The organism is Streptococcus sp. HMSC034E12, assembly GCF_001835915.1.
Classification (GTDB): domain Bacteria; phylum Bacillota; class Bacilli; order Lactobacillales; family Streptococcaceae; genus Streptococcus; species Streptococcus vaginalis.
In genome coordinates, this window is sequence record NZ_KV826430.1 from 10,696 (window position 1) to 32,050 (window position 21,355).

Below are 21,355 nucleotides of genomic sequence, written 5' to 3' on the forward strand. Positions count from 1 at the left end.
AAGTCCCTTGCCTTACCGCTTGGCTATACCCCAAAAAGAACGTGGTCATACCATTAAAAACTAAGTACGCTCATGGAGAGGGAGGGATTCGAACCCCCGAACCCGAAGGAGCGGATTTACAGTCCGCCGCGTTTAGCCTCTTCGCTACCTCTCCTGCATAATCAACAGTATTTATTATACCATTGATGAAGAGAAAACACAAGCATTTATTTCCCCAAATTATAGGTTTCAATCAATTTTTCCACGGCATTTTCAATTTTTTTATAAAAACTATCAACATTTTCGTTTTTTATAATAGCAAATTGCCCGTCTAACTCAGCAATTTGACCAATGACTTTTTTACCAATAGATAAAACATAACCTTCGTACTGGTCAGTTCCTATTTTAACTTTGCTATCTGCCAATTGGATTTCAATCTTTTTATCTTTTTTACTCATCATATACCTCTTTCAAGTTTCTATTTTACAAAAAAATAGAAAAACTAGCAAGTGCTACGTGAAAATAAAAGCTACCTCAATCGAGAGATAGCTTCAAAAATTTTTAAACTTTTACAATCCAACCTTCTGGTGCTTCAACATCGCCAAATTGAATACCGGTTAATTCATTATAGAGTTTTCGAGTGACAGGTCCAACTTCTGTTTCGCTATAAAAGACATGGAAATCGTCACCGTGCTGAATACCACCAATTGGAGAGATGACCGCTGCTGTACCGCAAGCCCCTGCTTCAGCAAAACGATCCAAATCATCAATTGGCACATCTCCTTCGATAGCTTTCAAGCCCAAACGATGTTCTGCTAGGTATAGAAGAGAATATTTTGTGATAGAAGGAAGGATAGATGGGCTGTACGGCGTTACAAATTCGTTGTCTTTGGTAATTCCAAAGAAGTTTGCAGATCCCACTTCTTCAATCTTCGTGTGAGTAGCTGGGTCTAGATAAATAACATCAGAGAATTTCCTTTCATGCGCCATTTGTCCTGGAAGCAAGCTTGCTGCGTAGTTACCGCCGACTTTAGCAGCACCTGTTCCATAAGGAGCAGCACGGTCATACTTGTCAGAAACGATAAAGTTTGTTGGAATCAAGCCCCCTTTAAAGTAATTTCCAACAGGCATGGCAAACACGGTGAAAATGTATTCATCTGCTGGTTTAACACCGATGATGTCACCAACACCTAACAATAGCGGACGAATATAAAGGGTTCCTCCCGTTCCGTACGGCGGGACGTATTCTTCATTTGCACGAACCACTTGCTTTACAGCATCAACAAACATATCAGTCGGAACTTGCGGCATCAAGAGACGGTCTGAGGTGCGTTGCAGACGTTTTGCATTTTGATCTGGACGAAATAGCTGTACACTACCGTCTTTCGTGCGATAGGCTTTCATTCCCTCAAAGGCTTGTTGCCCATAATGAAGGCAAGGAGAAGATTCGGACATATGCAAAGTAGCATCTTCGGTCAATTCTCCTTTTTCCCACTGACCATTTTTATAATAAGCAAGATAGCGATAAGGCAATTTCATATAGGAAAAACCAAGATTTTCCCAATCAAGATTTACTGACATAACATTCTCCTTTTTAATTTTATGATTTTTATTTTACACTATTTTTAGATATTTTCAATAGTTTTTTTGCAAAATTCTGAAAATTTTTTAATTTCAGTTTATACCTGAACAAAAAATCAGCCGCTTGGACTGATTTTCACTTATTTAATATTCGCAGAGAACACTTCTTCATCAGAAATAGTATCAGAGATAAAGCTACCGTTGCTGGTTCTTTCAGACAAACCGAGGTCAGCAAGATTCACTTGGTAAGTCGTTCCTTTGTTAGAAACAATAGAAAGAATCTGCTCTTCTTCTGCCGTTGGATGATCTGAACTAAAGAGGTCTAGTTCTGCAGGTTGCTCTCCAAAGACAGGACCTGCTTGGAAAATACGATGTGGCTTGGACTTCAGCTCGCGCAACACTTGCAAGCCACGATTTGCTCGACTGGTCACAGGAATATCTGCAACTGCCATTCGCTTGAGTGCTCCGCGCTGGGTCAAGATATAAAATGAATCAGTATTGGCAATAAAAGCTGCTGCTAAGACATCATCTTTTTTGAGATTGATAGCTTTGACACCTGCTGCCTTAGCGCCCACAACTGGTACTTCTTCGATATTGAACCGCAAGGCATAGCCGTTCTGGGTCACTAGCATAACATCGTCTAGCTTGATTGGAGAAAGTGTGATAATTTGGTCGTCTTCATTTTTTAATTTAGCAAATTTAACAGACTTGGACTTATAGGTGCGCCAAGGACTGAATTCTTTTCGCTCTACGCGCTTGATTTGCCCTAGTTTTGTTACCGCAAAATAAGTGCCTTCGTCAAAATTATCTACTAACTCAGTGTAGATGACTTCTTCATTCGTCTCAAAATTGGTAATGGTCTGGCTGAGGTGTTCCCCGATTTCTTTCCAGCGAATGTCTGCCAATTCATGTACCGGTCGATAGATGACATTTCCAAGATTGGTAAAAATCAAAAGGTGCTGAGTGGTTTTCGCCGAGCTGACAAAAATCAGACGGTCGTCCTCGCGCTTGCCGACCTCGTCAACCGTTGATGAATTGAAAGAACGTGGACTGGTGCGTTTGAGGTAGCCCCCACGAGTGACGCTGACATAGGTTTCTTCTTCCACAATCAGACTAGCCGTATCAATCTCAATGGCGTTAGCCGTATCTTGCAATTCACTAAGACGAGGATTGCCAAATTTCTTTTTGACCTCGCGAAGTTCACGCTTCATGAGATTGTACATGGTCCGCTCATCACCGATAATGGCTGAGAGCATGGCAATTTTCTCGCGCAATTCCGCCTGCTCTTCCTCCAGAATCACCACGTCTGTATTGGTCAAACGATAAAGTTGGAGAGTGACGATAGCCTCTGCCTGCTCCTCGGTGAAATCATAGCTGACTTTGAGATTTTCCTTGGCGTCAGCTTTATTTTCCGACGCACGAATGAGCGCAATCACTTCATCCAAGATAGAAATCACTCGAATCAAGCCTTCTACGATATGCAGGCGTTTTTCTGCTTTTGCCTTGTCAAATCGACTACGCGCCAGAATAATCTCTTTTCGGTGGGCGATGTAACTAGTCAGAATCGGCACAATCCCTACCAAACGCGGTGTAAAATGATCAATCGCCACCATGTTAAAATTGTAATTGACCTGCAAATCCGTATATTTAAAGAGATAATTCAAAATCAGCTCGGTATTGGCATCCTTTTTCAGTTCAATGGCAATACGAAGCCCGTCACGGTCAGACTCATCCCGTACTTCCGCAATACCAGCTACCTTATTATTGACCCGAACGTCATCAATCTTCTTGACCAGAACAGCCTTGTTAATCTCGTAAGGAATCTCAGTGACAACAATCTGCTCTTTGCCGCCTTTGAGCTTTTCAATCTCCGTCCGAGAACGCACGACAACGCGACCCTTTCCAGTCTCATAGGCTTTCTTAATCTCATCTCGCCCTTGCACAATGGCCCCCGTTGGGAAGTCAGGCCCCGGCAGAAACTCCATGAGTTTGTCAACCTTGGCTTTGGGGTGATCAATCATATACACCACCGCATCTATGACTTCTGCCAGATTGTGAGGCGGAATGTCCGTCGCATACCCAGCAGAAATCCCCGTCGCCCCATTCACCAAAAGATTGGGAAAGGCAGCAGGCAATACGGTCGGTTCTTTCTCCGTATCGTCAAAGTTCCAAGCAAAGGGCACGGTGTCCTTTGCGATGTCTTGGAGCAAGTAGCCCGCAATCTCAGACAGGCGAGCTTCGGTGTACCGCATAGCGGCTGGCGGATCGCCGTCCATAGAACCGTTATTTCCGTGCATCTCCACTAAAATCTCACGGTTCTTCCAGTCCTGAGACATACGTACCATGGCGTCGTAAATGGAGCTATCACCGTGCGGGTGGAAATTCCCCATGATATTTCCGACAGACTTTGCTGACTTGCGGTAGCCCTTGTCAAAGGTATTGCCGTCCTTGTTCATCGAATAAAGAATCCGACGCTGCACAGGCTTGAGTCCGTCACGAATGTCGGGCAAAGCCCGCTCTTGAATGATGTATTTGGAGTAGCGTCCAAAACGCTCTCCCATGATGTCCTCCAAGGACATATTTTGAATGTTACTCATAAAATACAAAGGGACGTTTCGGCTTGCCGAAAATTTCTGTAGAAAAATAGGAAATCGATGCAGGGTTCGATGAACTCCAATCGATTTATCTTTTTTCTAAGTCTTAGTCCCGTGTTCAGTTGCTATACAACCAAACTATCCTTTCTGTAATTTTCTTTTTTAATGCTCCCTGATGTAAGAGGCATCTCTTATGAATGAGCAACGCCATTATAATGTTGCTCAATGGAAGTAAATTTTTCGTCAAACGTAAAATCTTGTTCTTTTTTCTTCACCGGATAATAATTTTTATACCCATCAGAAAAAAATTTTGAAGATTCGTTTTATAATTTCCGATAGGAAAATCTTCTTGCAATATTCTTTTTATTATATCTACTTCCGTCTCGGCATTAAAATCACTATTGAGGGAAAGACTTTTTGTTTTTTCTTGTTCTAGTTGTCGAGAGTCTTGTTATTTTCTGTAACTCTCTGAGTAAGGCTGTCAATTTTTTCTGACAAGTGATCAATTCTATCCCTAGTTTGCCCATGCATTTCGTTATGTACTGCAATATCAGCTTGCGTAAGATTGGAAGTATCCTTTACTGTATCAGATAAGTATTTGTCCAATTCATCCATCAATTCAAATAACAGAGAACTATTAAAATCTTGGTTACTATTCTCTGTTTTGAGGTGATTTTTAAACCCTTCATAACTGTCATACTTACTATTCAATAAATAGCGAATCTTCACAAGTTCTTCAAAAACTTGATTTTCTTTCCAAAATTTGGCTATACCATCATAACTCGGATTCTCACCATGTCTCTTCAATATATAATTCTTTAAAATATTCTACTGCGGTTTGAATTTTCCGATATTCAAGTTTTTCGTCTATTCCCAATCCCGCTAAAAACTTATCTAAATCCAACCCAGCAGTTCCAACTAAAGCAGAAATAAATTTTTGTATATCCATATATTCTTCTCCTAAAACACCATCTCTCCACTCTCCTCCAACGTAAACTTGACATTATCTTCAATCCATTTACGGCGAGGTGGGACTTTGTCACCCATGAGGACATTGACGCGGCGCTCGGCACGGGCCAAGTCGTCAATGGTGACGCGAATGAGGGTGCGGTTTTCAGGATTCATGGTGGTTTCCCAGAGCTGGTCGGCGTTCATTTCCCCAAGCCCTTTGTAGCGCTGCAACGTGGCACCTTTGCCAAATTTCTTGCGCAGGTCTTCTAGCTCACCGTCCGTCCAAGCATACTCGACAACCTCGTTCTTGCCTTTGCCTTTGGACATTTTATAAAGAGGAGGCAGAGCGATATAGACATGCCCCGCTTCTACGAGTGGGCGCATATAGCGGTAAAAGAAGGTCAGCAAGAGCGTTTGGATATGGGCGCCGTCCGTATCGGCATCGGTCATGATGATAATCTTGTCATAGTTGGCATCTTCGAGAGAGAAGTCCGAACCAACACCCGCACCAATGGTGTAAATCATGGTGTTGATTTCTTCATTTTTAAGAATATCTGCCATTTTAGCCTTGGCAGTATTGATGACTTTACCACGTAGGGGCAGAATCGCCTGAAACTTGCGGTCGCGTCCTTGCTTAGCAGAGCCACCTGCCGAATCGCCTTCGACTAGATAGAGTTCGTTTTTAGCTGGGTTTTTGGATTGAGCTGGCGTTAGCTTTCCAGATAAAAGCCCCTTGTCTTTTTTGTTTTTCTTGCCACTTCGGCTTTCATCTCTCGCCTTGCGGGCTGCCTCGCGCGCATCTCTCGCCTTAATCGCCTTGCGGATGAGATTAGATGCCAATTCCCCATTTTCCAAGAGGAAGAAAGTCAACTTGTCTGACACAATCGAATCCACCGCAGGACGAGCAAGCGGACTGCCCAGCTTGTCCTTGGTCTGTCCTTCAAACTGCAAATGCTCTTCTGGAACTAAGATAGAAAGAACAGCCGCTAAGCCCTCACGGTAGTCAGAACCTTCCAGATTTTTATCCTTTTCTTTCAGCAATCCAGTCTTTCTTGCATAGTCATTCATGACCTTGGTAATAGCTGATTTAAGCCCCGTCTCGTGCGTTCCGCCGTCCTTGGTGCGGACGTTATTTACAAACGATAGGATATTGTCTGAGTAACCGTCATTGTACTGGAGAGCCACTTCCACTTGAAAACCACCCTCTTCTCCTTCAAAATAAAGAACTGGTGTCAAAGTTTCCTTGTCCTCGTTCAAGTAGCTGACAAAGTCCTGCACCCCATTTTCATAATGAAAATCAACAGACTCGCCCGTTCGCTCATCTGTCAGAGAAAGGTGAACGTTTTTCAAGAGAAAGGCTGATTCATTGAGCCGCTCCGAAATGGTATTGTATTTGAAATCTGTCGTTGAGAAAATCGTATCGTCTGGCATAAAGGTCACTTTTGTGCCCGTTTTTGATTTAGGAGCTTTGCTAATCTTTTCCAGACTGGTAACAGGTTTGCCACCCTGCTCAAATCGTTGCCGATAAACCGTTCCGCCACGTGTGATTTCAACTTCCAGCCAACTAGACAGTGCATTGACCACAGAAGAACCCACACCGTGCAGCCCCCCAGAGGTCTTGTAACCCCCCTGACCGAATTTACCCCCAGCGTGGAGCACTGTAAAGATGACTTCCACTGTCGGGATTCCCATAGCGTGCATACCGACCGGCATTCCCCGACCGTGGTCTGCTACAGTCAAACTCCCGTCTTTGTTAATCGTCACGTCAATCTTATCGCCAAAGCCAGACAGAGCCTCGTCAACTGCATTGTCAACAATTTCCCAGACCAAATGGTGAAGCCCAGTTGCATCGGTTGAGCCGATATACATACCAGGACGTTTACGAACCGCGTCCAATCCTTCTAATACTTGAATGGCATCATCATTGTAATTGTTAATATTGATTTCCTTTTTTGCCACAAGGAACCTCCTGAATCATTCATCCTTTCTATCTTACAAGTTTTTAGTGAATTTTGCAAAGATTTTTAGAAAATAGTGTATTCTTTCTGCTTCTCACCGCTATTTTTTCAGCCTAGACAAATTTTATAAAATATTTCTGGTCGTTCAACTATCAAAATCAAAATTCATGGTATAATAAAAACATGATAAAGATAGTTTTTACATTGATAGTAGCTTATTTGATTGGTTCAATCCCTGCCGGGCTTTGGATTGGACAAGTATTTTACAAGAAAAATCTCCGAGAATACGGCAGCGGAAATACAGGGACGACCAATACCTTTCGTGTCCTTGGAAAAAAAGCAGGCATCATCACCTTTATTTTTGACTTTTTTAAAGGGACATTTGCGACACTATTGCCATTTTTCCTTCATATCAACGGTATTTCTCCTCTCGTTTTTGGACTTTTAGCCGTTCTTGGGCATACCTTCCCCATTTTTGCTGAATTTAAAGGCGGTAAAGCCGTGGCAACCAGTGCAGGTGCCATTCTGGGCTTCTCACCGACTTTCTTCACTTATTTAGCTGTCATCTTTTTCAGCTGCTTGTATCTGACTAGTATGATTTCCTTTTCAAGTGTGACAGCTGCTGCCTCCGCTATTCTGGGAGTCTTAATTTTCCCACTATTTGGCTTTCTTTTGCCACGTTATGATGTACTCTTTACCGTGATTGTGCTCGCACTAGCGCTTATCATTATCGTTCGACACAAAGATAATATCCAGCGAATTCGGATGAAACAAGAAAACCTCATTCCCTTCGGATTGAATATCACAAAACAACAACCTAAACAGAAATAAAAGAAGCTAGGATAAAAAATCTTAGCTTCCTTTTATTCTATTCTTTGTGAGCTTTTTTAAATCTGGATAATCCTAAAAGTCCAACAACAAAGCCAAATAAACTGATAAAGGTAGTATCTGTTGTACCTGTTTCTGGCAAGCTCTTTTGACTTGAAGGCATAAATTGTTTATGTACATTGACTGGAATCGTTGCCGTTCTTTGAGCTGTATTTGTTTGGACTGCTGGCACAAGTTCTTTTTCTCCAGTTTCATTTGGCTTCACTTGGTTAGCAGCTTGATCCTGAAGTTTCTTGTATTGTGCAGTTGAGATTGAGATAGTTCGTGAATTAGGATTGACAACCGCATAAGCTGTTAAGTCTGTTTTTGCTAAATAGTCCGCAAAAGCCACATCCATTGAAGGACCTTCTTCGCGAGCCCCGCCCAACATACTATAACCATCACCACCTGCAGCCAAGAAATCGTTGGTTGTAAGATAGTAAGTTTTTGCGAGATTTAATTTTTCGTATTTTCCTGTTTCAGGATTTTTGATTTCAATGCCAAGAATACGCTTATCGGCTGGCAAGGTAGTGTCATAATAAACTTTTGCTCCAGAAACTTGTAGGAAACCGCCGCTTGGTTCAAGTAACGGTTGCCCATTTTCATCTAGGACTGGTTTGCCGTCTTTTTCTTGTACAATAGAACCTAAAGACTTAGCAAACATGTCTGCGATGTTTTGCCCAGTTACTTTTATTTGAGTAATGGTATTACCAAATGGTAGAACAGCAATGATATCTCCTTTGGTGATTGGTTTTCCTTTCGCAATTGTTTCACGAAGTCCGCCGCCGTTAGTTACAGCAAGGTCTGTCTTATGACTGAATCCTGTTTGCCCGTACTCATAGAGCGCATCTGCTACGACATTTCCAAGATTGGTTTCCCGCACACGCACATTTTCCCGATTGCCATTTAACTCAACTGGGCTATTAGCAACGACCACTTTTGCGTTTTCTTGGTCATATTTCTCTTTGATTTTGTTTACTAATTGCTGAATAGCTGGATCTGGAGTAATTCCTTTCACTGAATCAGCTGAGATTTGTTGAGGATTTCCTAGAAGTTGACCAGATTTGTATGTTACTTTTCCGATATTATGCAAGTAACTACCTGTTTGATTATAAGTAACATTGTCTCCATAGGTTACTGATTCTACAGTATGTGAATGCCCGTCAATCACCGTCACACGTTTTCCTTTTAGCAAAGGATTTTTTGATAATGCTTCTGCCAAGGTAGAACCGCGCCATTCAACTGGTGTCGTCGTATCTACACCCAAATGCGCCAAAACGACATAATGTTTGTAAGTTTTACCTTCCGCTTTCGCACGAGATTCCACTTCTTCAATGACTTTATTGACTTCTGAAATTGGATCTGTAAACGTAACCCCTTGAACATTGCGTGGGTGTGTTTTTGTTGCAGTTTCTGGCGTTGTCACCCCAATAACCACAAATTCATCTCCCACAACATTCTTGTCTTTATCAACAATCGTAGAAGCTTGGAAAAGACGTGCTCCATTGACATAAGTGTTGGCACTAAGAAGAGGGAATTTCAAAATTTCTTTGTATTTTTTCACCTCATCCAAACCAAAGTCAAATTCATGATTTCCGACCGCCATTGCGTCATAGCCAATCTTATTTAAAATATTCGCGCGCTCTTCTCCTTTTGAGCTATTGGAAATCGGAAGCCCTTGAAAAGCATCGCCTGCATCCACAACAAGTGTTGTTTGATTAGTATTTGCACGTTCTTGCTCAATGACTGCTGCTAATTTAGCATCGCCAATGACTCCTTTTTCTTCCACAATACGACCGTGTACATCATTTGTATGAAGAATAACCGTATCTTTTTCAGATTGAGTTGTAGGTGCAGCAACCGCTTGAGCGGCTGGAGTTACAGAAGTTTCAACTTGTTTGTTCTCACTCTTTTCTGTTACTTTCTCCGTGGAAGCTTCAGTAGCAGGCGAAACTGCTGAATCTCCTTGAGCGATCGTAGGGGCAACCGACTGATTTTCTTTAGGAACTTCTACTTGCTCTACAGGTGCTGTTGAAGCAGTTGGATCTACAGCATCAGCAGAAACCTGATGTGCTAAAATTGCTGGAGCAATTAGCAATGCTGACAAAATGGGGATAATGAATTTTTTCTTTTTCATAATCAATCCTCTTTTATTCTTTTTTGATTCTATTATACAAGATTTTTTGGTAAAATAAAACTTTATTAAGCAAACTTTATCTTATCGTTCGCTAAAATTGTTCTAAAAAGAAAAATATTCTAACTTTTACATTAGAATATCTTATTTCACAAACATTATTTATAAACTTCTATCTTGTGAGTTTATCTGTGTCATTAAGTCCTTCAGTCCTGCTGCTCCAACGGTATCACCTGCTTTTTCAAAACACGCCAATGCTTTTTGAGAATCAGATTTAGCCATTTTTATATCTCCCTTAGCTAATCTTACCTCAGCCAAGGCGCGATAAGCACAAGCATGGTTGACTAAATCATCTGTCTGCAACGCTAAATTTAATGTTTCTTGCAAAGGTTCTTCTGCAAGGTGAATATTTCCAAGTTTGAATTTTAAATACCCCTGTTCGTACAAATTGACCGATGTCTTTAGGACATCATCAGGGAAATTCTCTGTAATAATTGCAGCTTCTGCCATTATCAAGTCATAAGCCTTTTGAAAATGCTCTTCTTCTCGTTCGACCATCGCTAATTGATGTAAGCCTACATGCTGTTCTTCCAGATTCTTTTCAGACACAGCTTGAGCATAATAGTCTTTTAAAAACTGACGAGCCAACTGAAAATCATTTTCTTCCAAAGCAATATAAGCTTTTAAATTCAGTGTACTATAACTATCTTGGTCTATTTGATAAACGAATTGCTTGGCAAGCTGATATTGCCCGTCAAACAATGCTTGCCAGGCTTTTTGAAGTTGTTCTTCTGTCATAATTTCTTTCCTTTTATTCATAGAAAACAAAAGTCACACTTTAAAAGTTATATCAAATCAGTCTCCGAGATTGCTTCTTTTACTTTTTCAATTGGCAAATGTACTAGCTCAACTTTCTTTTCGCTATATAAATAGCGCGCATAATCATCCATACGGTATTGATTGATATAAACCACTCGCTTGCAACCAACTTGTAAGAGCTGCTTTGTACAATTGAGACAAGGGAAATGTGTGACATAAACAGTAAATCCTTTTGGGATTCCACGCTCTGCACCTTGCAAAATTGCATTTACTTCTGCATGCAAAGTCCTCACACAATGCCCGTCAACTATCAGGCATTCATGATCGATGCAGTGCTCCGTTCCTGAAACAGATCCATTATATCCTGTTGATATAACTTTATTATCCTTTACAATAACTGCACCAACACTTGCTCGCTTGCAGGTTGAGCGATTTGCAATCAAGAGCGCTTGTGCTGCAAAATATTCGTCCCAAGCCAATCTTTTTGTCGCCATATTGTCACCTTCTTTTCTTACTTATCACTCAGTTTATCATTTTTTCGATGTGGAAAAAGCGGAAGTCCGAGCGATGCAATCTTCTCTGCTGGAATCCTCATACCGTCTTTTATCCATTTAATCAAAACAGAAACCACTGCCGAACTCCAAAAAGAATTCATGTACGTTGAAGCCTCTTTTCTGGAATAATTTTGTTGCTCTAACATATCAAACACAGCACTTGTCAACAGTTTTTCTAAATTATAATCCACTGCTAAGCTAAGGATTTGTGCTTCTTTTTTGACTTCTTTAAACAAGAACAGCCACACTTGATAAAGCTCGGTTCTCATATTGAATTGTTCCAATTTATCGGTAATCTTTTGTACTGTTCGTTGGAAAATCTCTTGTAAAATTGCTTCTTTTGAATCATAATTTCGATAAAAAGCTGCTCGCGAGACACCCGCTCTCTCTACTAATTCAGAAATGGTAATTTTGGTCAACTCTTTCTTTTCTAACAATTGCAATAGCGAGATTTCTAAGGATTCTTTTGTAATTCGGTTAGATTCCCGATTTGATATTTTTAGATTTTCTAAAGATTTTTTCGATATTTTACGTTCCGACATAACATTTTCTTTCTACATGTAACAACCGACTGTAAAGGCTTTCTAAAGCGATGTTTCCATGATATAATTGTAAAAAAAGGCAAACCTTTTGTCAATGTCTAATTAAGGGATCATCCCACTAAAGGAGAATTGAATGACTTGGAAAATTGTAGCTGATTCAGGCTGTGATTATAGAACTATCGAAAACCTTGCTGTTGACACCTTATTTGAAAGTGTTCCTCTGACCATTCAAGTGGGCAATGAAATCTTTATAGATAATGCTCAGCTCAATATTGATAATATGATGGAAAAAATGTATACCACTTCTTCGGCTTCAAAGTCTGCTTGCCCTAGTCCAGATGACTATATGAAAGCTTTTGATGGAGCTTCAAATATTTTTGTGGTCACCATTACAGGAACCCTATCAGGAAGCTATAATAGCGCACAAGTGGCTAAAAGACTCTATCTTGAAGACCATCCTGACGTGAATATCCACATTATTGATACTCTTTCTGCTGGCGGTGAAAATGATTTGATTATCAAAAAGCTTAATCTTCTTATCGGTCAAGGTTTAAGTTATGAAGAAGTCATAAAAGAAATTACAACCTATCAAACCAAGACAAAATTGCTTTTCGTTCTTGCAAAAGTTGACAATTTAGTCAAAAACGGACGGCTGAGCAAATTACTTGGAGCCGTTGTAGGATTACTGAATATTCGTATGGTCGGCGAAGCCAGTCAAGACGGCAAGTTGGAGTTGCTTCAAAAGGCGCGTGGTGCTAAAAAATCACTAGTCGCAGCTTTTGATGAACTCATCAAAGAAGGCTGTGCCGGTGGACAAATCATTATTGCTCATCGAAATAATCCCAAGTTTTGCCAGCAATTTTCCGAAATGGTTCGTAAAAGATTCCCACAAGCTGTTATTGAAGTCATCCCGACTTCTGGACTTTGTAGCTTTTATGCTGAAGAAAATGGTCTCCTCATGGGCTATGAAATTCAATAATATAACGAAACTGTAGTCAATCACTAAACTACAGTTTTTATATTACAAATAAAGCAAACCAAAAACAATTAACACACTAATCATGCTAAAAAGTTAGCCAATGAGATAGTATTCTGCAAAGGACTGACTTTCAGAAATTTTGTTATACCGTGCGATTGACTTACCAGTAAAGACTAAGCCAACGGAAGCGAACTGCCCAAATATAAGAGACAAAGCCATAATAAAACGCTCTAAAATCCCAATCATCGCCCCTGCACCTGCTATAGTGTCTTGGTTATCTCCCTTTGACTGATACCTACTGAAGAAAAGCTTAAATAAAATATTAACAGGCTTGCCAACGATTGCTAAGAAAAGGAGGGGTTGAGCAACTGACGCTCCATTTTTCAGCCATTGTGGGTTGATTTTATTAGCTAATAAAGCATAAAATAGAAAAATATAAATCAAATGAAGGAGTTGGTCAATGATGAAAACGTGCTTTGTGAGTTTCTTTATTTCTATAAACGTGTTGAGCCTGTATTTCAGGAAATCAATAACTACATGACTAAGCCAAACAGCGATAAAGTAAATAATATTTTTCGGGAAAAAGGTACTCAAAATCAGCAACGGAAGAAAAACAATGGCTAAATGCAGCAATAAATAAGGCAATTTTCGACATTTTAAATCTGCCATTTTTTGACTTTGCCATTGAAAATCAGCTAAAACATGCGCTAATAAGGTTAACAACAAGATTGGATGTTTACAAAATAGTCTGAAAATCCCCACAAATTAGACATGTTTCTCCTCCTTCTCTATCGCATTTAACATCAAGTTCATAGCAACTCGTTTATTTCTGAGATAAATTTTTAACCCACTCGCCTTGATACGTTTGTTGAAAGCACTTGGAGTGATACCAAGTAGTTTTGCCATTTCTTTATGCGAAAATGTTTCATCGTATATATTTTCAGCTAGTAATTGTTTGAGGACATCATATTGGACATCTGTCCACTTGGACTGAATAAAAGAGCACGCAGCTAAAATAGCATTGATTGTCTGACCGACTTCTTAGTCTGCCAAAGAAACCGAAATGTGATTGATGCCATAGTCATTCTTATCATGAACATAATTAATCGCTTCTCTCGCGAGCCAATACGCCGGACCGTCAGAACCAATGCTTTGTTCTTTGTTAATTTCTGTAATCATGTCTCCAGCACCAATCCCAAATCGAATTTCATAAGGAGCAAATGCTATAGAAAGCTGTTCTATGATTTGAAACATATCCGAATTTGGTAAAAACAAAGCTTGAAATTCATCGCCAGCTGTGACTGTAAAGGGAGAAACTAAATATTTCTGATATTGCTGATTCAACTCTTTCATCAATTGCAACAATTTCTGTTGCGCCTGCGCTCGGTCTTGTATTTTTTTGATTCAATAACGTCTCCAATAAGAGCAATGTACATCATCTTCTCACCTCTTTTTGTCTATTATAATGGAAATTTTAAAAAATTTCCGTCATGGAGGACATTTTTCAATCTACTATCTCTAAAAAATACAGCTAAGCACATGATTGAAACCATCATTTGATTTGAAAATGACTACCCCATTACTTTCCATGCCTTATCCAGCACTTCTCCAATCTTGCCCTTGATGACTAAGTCAGCTTGACTATCTTGTAGTACATTGTATTTATTGATAACAACTAAGTGCCGTCCTTGAAAATAATGAACCAAATTAGCAGCTGGATAAACAACTAGCGATGTTCCGCCAATGATGAGTAGGTCAGCTTGACTGATAACCTGAATAGCTTGAGAAAAAACTTCCATATTTAACGGTTCCTCATAAAGAGTCACATCTGGCTTAACTACACAACCACAAGCCTCGCAATAAGGAATGATTCCCGGCAATTTCAAAAAATCCTCTAAGTCATAAAAACGATGACAATTGGTACAAAAATTTCGGTCCACACTACCATGAATTTTTAATACGTTCCTGCTTCCTGCCATCTCGTGTAAACTATCAATATTCTGGGTAACAATTGCTTTTAATTTCCCTAGCTTTTCTAGATAAGCTAAATATTCATGGGCTACATTTGGCTTAGCGTTAGGATAAATAAGATATTTCTTGTAAAAGTCAAAAAACTGTTCTGGATAACGTTCAAACATCGTATGCGAAACTAATTGTTCTGCTGAAAAATGCTGGTTTAACTCAATATTGTAGATACCATTTGAGCTGCGAAAATCCGGAATACCAGATTCAGTTGAAACACCTGCACCACCGAAGAATACAATATTTTGGCTACTTTGAATGTTCTGAGCCAGTTCTTCAATCTTGTCCATATCGCCCTCCTAAAAGTTACCAATATTATTAAAGAAAAAATCGGCTAGCAGAACTAGCCGATTCATATTATAACTGAATTATTTTGACAAGTTATAGAAAGATTTCAAACCACGGTATTCAGCTACTTCACCAAGTTGATCTTCGATGCGAAGTAATTGATTGTATTTAGCAATACGGTCAGTACGTGACAATGAACCAGTCTTAATTTGTCCAGCGTTAGTTGCAACTGCGATGTCAGCAATTGTTGAATCTTCAGTTTCACCAGAACGGTGTGATACAACGGCAGTGTAACCAGCTTCTTTTGCCATTTCAATAGCATCAAATGTTTCAGTAAGAGTACCGATTTGGTTAACTTTAATAAGGATTGAGTTAGCACATCCTTCGTTAATACCTCTTTCAAGATAAGAAGTGTTTGTTACGAAGAAGTCATCACCAACAAGTTGTACTTTCTTACCAAGGCGTTCAGTAAGTTTCTTCCAACCTTCCCAGTCATTTTCATCCATACCATCTTCGATAGTGATGATTGGGTATTTGTCAACTAATTGTTCAAGATATTCTATTTGTTCGTCAGCTGTACGAACTGCAGCTCCTTCACCTTCGAATTTAGTGTAATCATAAACTTTACGTTCTTTGTCGTAGAATTCTGATGATGCACAGTCAAATCCAAGGAATACATCTTTACCAGGAACATAACCAGCAGCTTCGATAGCAGCAAGGATAGTTTCTACACCATCTTCAGTTCCATCAAAACGAGGAGCAAATCCACCTTCGTCACCAACAGCTGTTTCAAGACCACGAGATTTAAGGATTTTCTTAAGAGCGTGGAAAATTTCAGCACCCCAACGAAGAGCTTCTTTGAATGTAGGTGCACCAGCAGGCACAATCATAAATTCTTGGAAAGCGATTGGAGCATCTGAGTGAGAACCACCGTTGACGATGTTCATCATTGGAGTTGGAAGAACTTTAGTATTGAATCCACCAAGGTAGCTGTAAAGTGGGATTTCAAGATAATCAGCAGCAGCACGCGCTACAGCAATAGATACACCAAGAATTGCGTTTGCACCCAATTTACCTTTATTTGGAGTACCGTCAAGTGCAATCATTGCACGGTCAATAGCTTGTTGATCGCGAACGTCATAACCAATAACTGCTTCAGCAATGATATTGTTTACGTTGTCAACAGCTTTTTGTGTACCAAGACCGCCGTAACGAGATTTGTCACCATCACGAAGTTCAACTGCTTCGTGTTCACCAGTAGAAGCTCCAGATGGAACCATACCACGTCCGAAAGCACCTGATTCAGTATAAACTTCTACTTCAAGTGTTGGGTTACCGCGTGAGTCTAGGACTTCGCGAGCGTAAACATCAGTAATAATTGACATTTTTTACTCTCCTTTGAGTTATTTTATTTACATTCCTATCATACCTTAAAAATCAGTTTTTTTCAAGGAAAAATCGTGCCTTTCTATGAAATTTGCGATAATTTTCTGTGTAAGCGTTTTATATTTCCGAATGTTTCTTGGATAAATTTCAAAAAAGTATGTTATACTAACTTTATGACAGATATAAACAAAGCAATAATCGAAAAAGCTCAAGGGGGATTAAAATTAAATCCTGATGAGCAAAGAAAATTTTTAGGAACATTTGAAGAACGGGTCGTAGCAGAATGTAGCATTGATGAGGCTAATAGTGCTCCTATCCACGACCACTTTAAAGAAATGTTACAAAAGATTATCTTGGACTATCAGCCTGTAACTGTGAAAATATCTCCCGAGGTTACCAATCAGTATCAAATTTTTTACTTAAAAATAGCAAAAGACCTTGGCTGCAAAGCAACAATCGTGTCTAGTAACTGCAAGAATTCTCCGTTTGGCTTGGTCATTCATAGTGATCATCCAGTAGAAATAGCTGAAAAAGAAATTGCTAAACAATTTTCTGAGTTTTTCCAAACAGATTCAACTCAAAAAACAGAAAAGAAAACTTCTTTTTGGAAAAAGTTGTTTCATTAAAGGGGCGATTGATGCCAAATTCAGAAAAACTAACCTTATTCTTTCAAGCAGAAAATCAAAAAGATTGGGAAATGTACCAAAGTTTTTTACATTCTGATATTACTTGGGAATTGCACGGGCAAGAAGTTTCAGTCATTCATGGAATAGATGACTATCTTCTGAAGATTCAGCAAGCCTATCATCAGAGCAACGTTCAATTTTCCTGCTTGCATACTTTTTCAACTAATGAAAATCGGATTGTTACTATTTTCAAAAACGATTTTGGTCAACTATCCTGTGATATTTTTGAGTTTGAAAATGGTTTAATTATCAGAGAATATGAATATTTATTATGATGTTTCCATGTCCGACAACTACTACACCTTGTAATCTAAAACAAATATAATGGGAGGTTAAGAACTTTTTGTTCTAACCCCTTTTTTATAGCAACATTCCTTCGTCTATGTCAAATTCCGTTAGGATTTGCTGGATTCGGTCGAAATTCAAGCGAAAATGTTCTAACGTATGGGCATCAGAGCCAACAGAATACTTTGTCCCGCCTAATTCTTTCACCAAAGATAGAGCATAGATATAAATATCTTCGTGATTATAGAGATACATAGACTTGCAATTTAGTTCAAAAGCCAAGTTGTATTCTATCATTTTCTGAAAGAGGGTACGAAGTTGGGGTTCAAAGTTTTTCAGTTCTTCAACCGTCACATTAAATTTACGAAAACCATAGTCAAAATGAGCCAAAACATCAGCTGGAATACTTTCAATAGCTTCTTCCATTTCTTTAAAATAAGTTGGAATCACCTTCATTTTATCAGATTGTAAAGCAGGTTCTTCTAAGTAATCGAACTTCCCATTATGGTGAACAGACAACAGTTTTAAATCATAATTTTTATTTTCTAAGAAAGCTAAAATATCTTTCTTTCGTGGTCTGTAATAGCCAATCTCAATTCCTTTTTTGATTCGATTTCCATATTTCCGATTGAGAGTAGCTATTTTTCTAGAATAAGACTCATAATCAGGAATATCATCGTGAGGAGAGCCTGCATCATACGGATAGGGATTAGATAAATCCAGATGTTCAGTCGTCACGATTTCACCATCGTAATGTTCCAAATAATCTCTGAAATCAGCATCTGAATCATAAGAAAAGTAAGTATGAAGATGATTATCGCGCATAAGTTTTCCTCCTATCATATCTATAACACTAAGGAATTATATAGCAGTTTATACTAACTACAATATATAGTATTTTTAAACAAGAGTTTCCTAAATTTGATAATTATATTTTGTAGTTGTGTAAAAAATAAGTATATAATTTTCCTTATATTTACTGTTTTTATCATAAGCAGCAACAACTGGTTGCATTAATTAAAAATTAGATACAAATCACTACTGCAGATAATAAATAATGAGCTAATTTTTGATTGATTTCAATTGTTTACGAATCATTTGAAAAACAATCACTAAAAGTGGCGTTAGCAAGATAAGAACTAGCCCTAATCCAATAAAAGTCTGATCAAAACCAAAACTGTCAATCAGCCAACCAACAATCGGAAAAATGATAATCATGCTTAAACTGAACATCATTGAAGCAACACTTAACATGGTCGCTCTGGCTGAACTTGGTAAATACTGTTGCAAATCATTGTAAAATATTGGTTGATACATGGCATACAGAGCATTTGTTGCCAAATAAATCATAATATACATGAATGGTGTTCCCAAAAATGACAGTACATAAGCTGCTCCTGTTAAGCTGACAACTACTGGAAAAATCCGAAAAGAATGCCATGTTTTCCCAATCTTACTGGCAAGAGAAACTGCCAAAATATTTAAGACGCTGCCAATCAACATAACTGTCGAAATCTGCCATTCTGCCAAGTCTGGCAATTGCTTTTGATAGTAAAAGTAAAACATGCACATTATTGTTCCAACAAATTGAAAAATCATCATCCATGTAAAAAGACTGGGATTACTTTTCATTTCTTCTTTTACCGTCAGGATTATTTTCTTCATCGTGACCACTTCGTCATTTTTCTTTTTCATTGTCGGTTCTTTTATCAACCAAATCAGAATTAAAACAATAATAGAAACCGCAATCATGATATAATAAGTAATATACAAATATCCATGTACAAATAACCCCGCTAGTACCGTTCCTAAAGAGATTGCTGCCTCAGAAACACCTGACATCAAACTTGATATTTTCAAATAACGGTCTTTTAAACCAGCTTCAACAGCAGAGTCATATAGCAGTGCAGAGCTCGTTCCTGAATCAAAGTTATAAGACAAAGCATTGATTATCATTGCCATTGTATATATCCAAAAATTCCCTTGCCCTGTCAACATTAAAATAGATGATAAAATGCTAGTCAAGCGGCTTACGTACAGATTGGTCTTATAAGAAAATCGATCTGCCAACATGCCTGACGGAATTTCAAAAACAATGCCTGTTGCATGAAAAATACTCTCTAACAGCCCAATTTGCAGTAAAGACATACCATTTTGACTGAGGAATAAAATCCAAAAACTCGTAATACCTAAAAATCCTAAGAATTCCACTCCTGCCATAAGAGGAATATTTCTTTTGTAACTTCTCCTAGACATACTTTTTCCTTTACTAAGAAGAAACCGAACTTTCCGTTCAGTTTTCTAACTTATTCATTTTTCATATTCTTTTAATTTAAAAAAAACGCCAATCGGCGTTTTTACATTTCCTAAGGCTCAATTCTGTGGAGCATACGTGGGAATGGAATGGCTTCACGGATGTGTTTCGTTCCTGCAACAAACGTCACCATACGTTCTAAACCAAGTCCAAATCCAGCATGAGGAACAGAACCGTATTTACGAAGATCAAGATAGAAAGCGTAGTCATCAGAGTTCAGACCATTTTCTTCAATCTTCGCTAATAATTTTTCGTAGCTTTCTTCACGAGCTGATCCACCTATGATTTCTCCATAGCCCTCTGGTGCTAAAAGGTCTGCACAAAGCACACGTTCTTCGTTACCAGGAACAGGTTTCATATAGAAAGCCTTAAAGCTAGCAGGGTAGTTCACAACGAAAGTTGGCACACCAAAATAGTTTGAAATCCAAGTTTCGTGTGGTGACCCGAAATCATCACCTCGTTCGATATGCTCATACTCAGCTTCTTCATCATTTTCGTGTTCTTGTAAGAGGTCAATTACTTCATCGTAAGAAATACGTTTGAAGGGTTCTGTCACGTATTTTTTAAGAAGATCAGTATCACGTTCCAACACTTCAAGCGCATGTGGTGCACGATCCAAAACTCCTTGAATCAAAGCCTTCACATAAGCCTCCTGAAGATCAAGCGACTCATCATGAGTAACAAATGGATATTCTGCATCCATCATCCAGAATTCTGTCAAATGGCGGCGTGTTTTGGATTTTTCGGCACGGAAAACAGGACCAAAGTCAAATACACGACCAAGTGCCATAGCACCTGCTTCTAAGTAAAGTTGCCCAGATTGACTTAGAAAGGCAGGAGTTCCAAAATAATCTGTTTCAAAAAGCTCTGTGGAATCTTCTGCTGCATTTCCCGATAAAATCGGACTATCAAATTTGATAAAGCCGTTGCGATCAAAAAATTCATAGGAAGCATAGATAATTGCGTTGCGAATCTGCATAATTGCCATTTGCTTGCGTGAACGCAACCATAAGTGACGATGATCCATCAAAAAGTCTGTTCCGTGCTCTTTTGGTGTGATAGGATAATCATTAGACTCTCCAACGATTTCAATATCCGTCACGTCTAATTCATATCCAAATTTTGAGCGCTCATCTTCTTTGACGATTCCTTTTACCAAAACAGCTGTTTCTTGGTTCAAGTGTTTGATGATATTAAATTTATTCAAACCCTCTTCTTCACCAAATTTTTCAAGGAAATTTGGCTTGAAAGCCACAGCTTGAAAAAAAGCTGTCCCATCGCGTAATTGCAGAAAAGCAATCTTTCCTTTTCCTGATTTATTGGCAACCCAAGCACCAATCGTCACTTCTTCTCCGACATGATTTTTAACATCCATAATTGAAGTATATTTTGTTGACATGTTTTTTCTCTTTTCTA

The 21,355-nt window shown here is 38.9% G+C and carries 19 protein-coding genes, 1 tRNA gene and 2 pseudogenes; 4 read left to right on the forward strand and 18 right to left on the reverse strand.

The genetic code is table 11. From position 1 onward, the window contains the following. Positions 1-73: 73 nt before the first annotated feature. The 7 genes from HMPREF2574_RS01185 to parE all read right to left on the reverse strand — a co-directional run bounded on the left by HMPREF2574_RS01185 (position 74) and on the right by parE (position 7,064). A tRNA-Tyr gene (locus HMPREF2574_RS01185) sits at positions 74-154 on the reverse strand. 52 nt (positions 155-206) lie between these two features. Continuing rightward, on the reverse strand, positions 207-437 hold the full coding sequence (locus HMPREF2574_RS01190; RefSeq protein WP_024051647.1) for a DUF2969 domain-containing protein: 231 nt from the start codon (positions 435-437) through the stop codon (positions 207-209). Positions 438-540: 103 nt separating this feature from the next. Continuing rightward, entirely contained in the window at positions 541-1,578 is a 1,038-nt protein-coding gene (locus HMPREF2574_RS01195) for a branched-chain amino acid aminotransferase (RefSeq protein WP_224784207.1), read from the reverse strand. A 122-nt stretch (positions 1,579-1,700) separates the two neighbouring features. Next, complete coding sequence (gene parC, locus HMPREF2574_RS01200; RefSeq protein WP_070812081.1) at positions 1,701-4,157, reverse strand: DNA topoisomerase IV subunit A; 2,457 nt, start codon at positions 4,155-4,157, stop codon at positions 1,701-1,703. Between the two features lie 429 nt (positions 4,158-4,586). Continuing rightward, positions 4,587-4,961 (reverse strand): hypothetical protein, encoded by a 375-nt coding sequence (locus tag HMPREF2574_RS01205; RefSeq protein ID WP_024051650.1) that lies wholly within the window; start codon positions 4,959-4,961, stop codon positions 4,587-4,589. Further along, positions 4,945-5,103, reverse strand: coding sequence for a hypothetical protein (locus HMPREF2574_RS10515; RefSeq protein WP_024051651.1), 159 nt, complete (start codon positions 5,101-5,103; stop codon positions 4,945-4,947). Before HMPREF2574_RS10515 ends, HMPREF2574_RS01205 begins: the two co-directional genes overlap by 17 nt. Before the next feature lie 11 nt (positions 5,104-5,114). Next, on the reverse strand, positions 5,115-7,064 hold the full coding sequence (gene parE, locus HMPREF2574_RS01210) for a DNA topoisomerase IV subunit B (protein ID WP_024051652.1): 1,950 nt from the start codon (positions 7,062-7,064) through the stop codon (positions 5,115-5,117). A gap of 182 nt (positions 7,065-7,246) precedes the next feature. Here parE and plsY point away from each other — a divergent pair, with 182 nt between their 5' ends. Continuing rightward, complete coding sequence (plsY, locus tag HMPREF2574_RS01215; RefSeq protein ID WP_024051653.1) at positions 7,247-7,894, forward strand: glycerol-3-phosphate 1-O-acyltransferase PlsY; 648 nt, start codon at positions 7,247-7,249, stop codon at positions 7,892-7,894. A gap of 37 nt (positions 7,895-7,931) precedes the next feature. Here plsY and nt5e read toward each other — a convergent pair whose 3' ends face one another. From nt5e to HMPREF2574_RS01235, 4 genes are all read right to left on the reverse strand, one after another. Beyond that, positions 7,932-10,067: a cell surface ecto-5'-nucleotidase Nt5e gene (nt5e, locus tag HMPREF2574_RS01220; RefSeq protein ID WP_070812082.1), complete on the reverse strand. Its 2,136-nt coding sequence runs from the start codon at positions 10,065-10,067 to the stop codon at positions 7,932-7,934. 159 nt (positions 10,068-10,226) lie between these two features. Beyond that, positions 10,227-10,862, reverse strand: coding sequence for a tetratricopeptide repeat protein (locus HMPREF2574_RS01225; RefSeq protein WP_070241638.1), 636 nt, complete (start codon positions 10,860-10,862; stop codon positions 10,227-10,229). A 47-nt stretch (positions 10,863-10,909) separates the two neighbouring features. After that, positions 10,910-11,377: a deoxycytidylate deaminase gene (locus HMPREF2574_RS01230; RefSeq protein WP_003024408.1), complete on the reverse strand. Its 468-nt coding sequence runs from the start codon at positions 11,375-11,377 to the stop codon at positions 10,910-10,912. 17 nt (positions 11,378-11,394) lie between these two features. Continuing rightward, positions 11,395-11,979: a TetR/AcrR family transcriptional regulator gene (locus HMPREF2574_RS01235; protein WP_070583900.1), complete on the reverse strand. Its 585-nt coding sequence runs from the start codon at positions 11,977-11,979 to the stop codon at positions 11,395-11,397. A 133-nt stretch (positions 11,980-12,112) separates the two neighbouring features. Between HMPREF2574_RS01235 and HMPREF2574_RS01240 the strand changes: the two genes are divergently transcribed. Further along, entirely contained in the window at positions 12,113-12,958 is an 846-nt protein-coding gene (locus HMPREF2574_RS01240) for a DegV family protein (protein WP_070812083.1), read from the forward strand. A gap of 93 nt (positions 12,959-13,051) precedes the next feature. On the opposite strand, the pseudogene HMPREF2574_RS01245 reads toward HMPREF2574_RS01240, so the two are convergent. The 4 genes and pseudogenes from HMPREF2574_RS01245 to eno all read right to left on the reverse strand — a co-directional run bounded on the left by HMPREF2574_RS01245 (position 13,052) and on the right by eno (position 16,653). Next, a pseudogene (locus HMPREF2574_RS01245) lies at positions 13,052-13,731 on the reverse strand (DUF3307 domain-containing protein). Further along, positions 13,724-14,397 (reverse strand): annotated as a pseudogene (locus HMPREF2574_RS01250) (SatD family protein). The pseudogenes HMPREF2574_RS01245 and HMPREF2574_RS01250 overlap by 8 nt, the downstream one beginning before the upstream one ends. Positions 14,398-14,529: 132 nt before the next feature. Next, on the reverse strand, positions 14,530-15,270 hold the full coding sequence (locus tag HMPREF2574_RS01255; protein ID WP_024051661.1) for an NAD-dependent protein deacylase: 741 nt from the start codon (positions 15,268-15,270) through the stop codon (positions 14,530-14,532). A 78-nt stretch (positions 15,271-15,348) separates the two neighbouring features. Continuing rightward, positions 15,349-16,653 carry a surface-displayed alpha-enolase gene (eno, locus tag HMPREF2574_RS01260; protein WP_003029634.1) on the reverse strand — a complete coding sequence of 435 codons (1,305 nt, stop codon included), beginning with the start codon at positions 16,651-16,653 and terminating at the stop codon, positions 15,349-15,351. 174 nt (positions 16,654-16,827) lie between these two features. On the opposite strand from eno, the gene HMPREF2574_RS01265 reads away from it, so the two are divergent. Both HMPREF2574_RS01265 and HMPREF2574_RS01270 read left to right on the forward strand, forming a co-directional pair. Next, the gene (locus HMPREF2574_RS01265; RefSeq protein ID WP_042753938.1) at positions 16,828-17,280 is read left to right on the forward strand and encodes a DUF1694 domain-containing protein; all 453 of its coding nucleotides are present in this window, start codon (positions 16,828-16,830) and stop codon (positions 17,278-17,280) included. An 11-nt stretch (positions 17,281-17,291) separates the two neighbouring features. Continuing rightward, the gene (locus tag HMPREF2574_RS01270) at positions 17,292-17,615 is read left to right on the forward strand and encodes a nuclear transport factor 2 family protein (RefSeq protein ID WP_024051663.1); all 324 of its coding nucleotides are present in this window, start codon (positions 17,292-17,294) and stop codon (positions 17,613-17,615) included. A gap of 85 nt (positions 17,616-17,700) precedes the next feature. Here the strand turns inward: HMPREF2574_RS01270 and HMPREF2574_RS01275 are convergent, their stop codons facing one another. The 3 genes from HMPREF2574_RS01275 to asnS all read right to left on the reverse strand — a co-directional run bounded on the left by HMPREF2574_RS01275 (position 17,701) and on the right by asnS (position 21,338). Further along, positions 17,701-18,450, reverse strand: coding sequence for a PHP domain-containing protein (locus tag HMPREF2574_RS01275; protein ID WP_024051664.1), 750 nt, complete (start codon positions 18,448-18,450; stop codon positions 17,701-17,703). A gap of 237 nt (positions 18,451-18,687) precedes the next feature. After that, on the reverse strand, positions 18,688-19,881 hold the full coding sequence (locus tag HMPREF2574_RS01280) for an MFS transporter (RefSeq protein ID WP_024051665.1): 1,194 nt from the start codon (positions 19,879-19,881) through the stop codon (positions 18,688-18,690). 110 nt (positions 19,882-19,991) lie between these two features. Beyond that, the gene (gene asnS / locus HMPREF2574_RS01285; protein ID WP_024051666.1) at positions 19,992-21,338 is read right to left on the reverse strand and encodes an asparagine--tRNA ligase; all 1,347 of its coding nucleotides are present in this window, start codon (positions 21,336-21,338) and stop codon (positions 19,992-19,994) included. Positions 21,339-21,355 lie beyond the last annotated feature (17 nt).

Excerpts from the sequence above, each read along its gene's own strand:
- HMPREF2574_RS01240 (WP_070812083.1), top strand. The coding sequence starts at position 12,113 with ATGACTTGGAAAATTGTAGCTGATTCAGGCTGTGATTATAGAACTATC.
- HMPREF2574_RS01235 (WP_070583900.1), bottom strand. The coding sequence starts at position 11,979 with ATGTCGGAACGTAAAATATCGAAAAAATCTTTAGAAAATCTAAAAATA.
- HMPREF2574_RS01275 (WP_024051664.1), bottom strand. The coding sequence starts at position 18,450 with ATGCGCGATAATCATCTTCATACTTACTTTTCTTATGATTCAGATGCT.
- HMPREF2574_RS01190 (WP_024051647.1), bottom strand. The coding sequence starts at position 437 with ATGAGTAAAAAAGATAAAAAGATTGAAATCCAATTGGCAGATAGCAAA.
- plsY (WP_024051653.1), top strand. The coding sequence starts at position 7,247 with ATGATAAAGATAGTTTTTACATTGATAGTAGCTTATTTGATTGGTTCA.
- HMPREF2574_RS01230 (WP_003024408.1), bottom strand. The coding sequence starts at position 11,377 with ATGGCGACAAAAAGATTGGCTTGGGACGAATATTTTGCAGCACAAGCG.
- HMPREF2574_RS10515 (WP_024051651.1), bottom strand. The coding sequence starts at position 5,103 with ATGGATATACAAAAATTTATTTCTGCTTTAGTTGGAACTGCTGGGTTG.
- nt5e (WP_070812082.1), bottom strand. The coding sequence starts at position 10,067 with ATGAAAAAGAAAAAATTCATTATCCCCATTTTGTCAGCATTGCTAATT.
- HMPREF2574_RS01265 (WP_042753938.1), top strand. The coding sequence starts at position 16,828 with ATGACAGATATAAACAAAGCAATAATCGAAAAAGCTCAAGGGGGATTA.
- HMPREF2574_RS01255 (WP_024051661.1), bottom strand. The coding sequence starts at position 15,270 with ATGGACAAGATTGAAGAACTGGCTCAGAACATTCAAAGTAGCCAAAAT.
- HMPREF2574_RS01280 (WP_024051665.1), bottom strand. The coding sequence starts at position 19,881 with ATGTCTAGGAGAAGTTACAAAAGAAATATTCCTCTTATGGCAGGAGTG.
- parC (WP_070812081.1), bottom strand. The coding sequence starts at position 4,157 with ATGAGTAACATTCAAAATATGTCCTTGGAGGACATCATGGGAGAGCGT.
- asnS (WP_024051666.1), bottom strand. The coding sequence starts at position 21,338 with ATGTCAACAAAATATACTTCAATTATGGATGTTAAAAATCATGTCGGA.
- HMPREF2574_RS01270 (WP_024051663.1), top strand. The coding sequence starts at position 17,292 with ATGCCAAATTCAGAAAAACTAACCTTATTCTTTCAAGCAGAAAATCAA.
- HMPREF2574_RS01225 (WP_070241638.1), bottom strand. The coding sequence starts at position 10,862 with ATGACAGAAGAACAACTTCAAAAAGCCTGGCAAGCATTGTTTGACGGG.
- eno (WP_003029634.1), bottom strand. The coding sequence starts at position 16,653 with ATGTCAATTATTACTGATGTTTACGCTCGCGAAGTCCTAGACTCACGC.